The sequence below is a fragment of the Promicromonospora kroppenstedtii DSM 19349 genome (genome assembly GCF_000515355.1).
Classification (GTDB): Bacteria; Actinomycetota; Actinomycetes; order Actinomycetales; family Cellulomonadaceae; genus Promicromonospora; species Promicromonospora kroppenstedtii.
Map to the genome: position 1 here is coordinate 67,473 of NZ_KI911693.1, position 1,206 is coordinate 68,678.

The 1,206-nt window shown below is 76.5% G+C and carries 2 protein-coding genes; both read right to left on the reverse strand.

Going from position 1 to position 1,206, the window contains the following annotated elements:
• On the reverse strand, positions 1–744 hold a 744-nt coding region (locus PROKR_RS17150), incomplete at its 3' end, for a glycosyltransferase (RefSeq protein WP_169736455.1).
• Positions 741–1,206: LbetaH domain-containing protein (locus tag PROKR_RS17155; protein ID WP_036964982.1), on the reverse strand; the 466-nt coding region annotated here is incomplete at its 5' end. The genes PROKR_RS17155 and PROKR_RS17150, both read right to left, overlap by 4 nt.

A 1,206-nucleotide genomic window follows, 5' to 3' on the forward strand; every position in this document is an offset into this window, starting at 1 on the left:
GCGCCCCCCCGCCACGACGACCGCGGGCCGCCCCAGCTCGGCGTTGACCTTCTCGGCCCGCGCCGCGGCGGCGTCGGTCCGGGGGCCGTCGCCCACGACGAGCAGGCGGAGCGGGCTTGCGGGACCGGCCTGCTCGACCACGTCCATCGCCTCGAGGATGCCCGCCGTCTTGTCGAGGTCGTCGGTGAGGCGGCAGACCACGGCGACGACGACGTCGTCGGGCCGGAACCCCCACCGTGCTCGGGCCCCGGGGCCGCCGGCGACGCCCGGCGCGTTGGCGGCTGTGTCCACGGGCGGCTCGAGGAGCTCGACGTGCCGGTAGCCCCGGTCCTCCGCCTCCTGGGCGAGCTGGCGGGTGCCGACCACGAGGGGGAGGTGCCGCGGGATGTAGCCGGAGACGTACATCGACATCGTCGTCACCACGGCCGGCGTGCCGCGCAGGAGGTGGGTACCGAGCGCCACGTCGATGGCGGGGCCCCACTCGTAGGCGTGCACCACGTCGGCGCGGGTCCGGCGCACCGCGGAGGCCACCTGCGCCATGTTCCGGGGGGAGGGCCAGGTCAGGTGGGTCGGCAGGGTCACGGTGTCGAGCCCGAACCGGTCCGCCACCTCCCACAGGGCTCCGCCCGGAGGGGCGAGCACCAGCACGTCGTGGCCACGGGCCATCGTCTCCCGGGCGAGCTCGAGGGCGCCGAGCTGGCTGCCGCCGATCTCCATGTGGTGCACGTACACGACGACTCTCACGGGGTCGCTCCCACGGGGCTGCCGGACAGGAGCCGGCGGGCCGGCACGCCCGCCCACGTCTCGCCGTCGGGCACGTCGGTCAGCACCACGGCGCCCATGCCCACCACGGCGCCCGCGCCGATCCGGACGCCGGGGTGCACGGAGGCGTTCATGCCGAGGTAGGCCGCGCGGCCCACCCGCACGCCGCCGCCGAGGGAGACCCCGGCGGCCAGCGTCGCGAGGTCCTCGACCACGCAGTCGTGCGTGACCGTCACGTTCGGCATGGCGACGACGTGCGCGCCGAGGATCGCGTCGGCGGTGATCGTCACGCCGGCCAGCAGGATCGAGCCCGCGCCGACCGGGCACCCGCCCGGGTTGCGCACCGACGGGTCCACCACGCACCCGTAGGTCACGCCGGTGCCCAGGCGCTCGTGCACCGCGGCGCGGCTCCGGCTCGGACCCACGCACAGCAGCAGGCGCGCG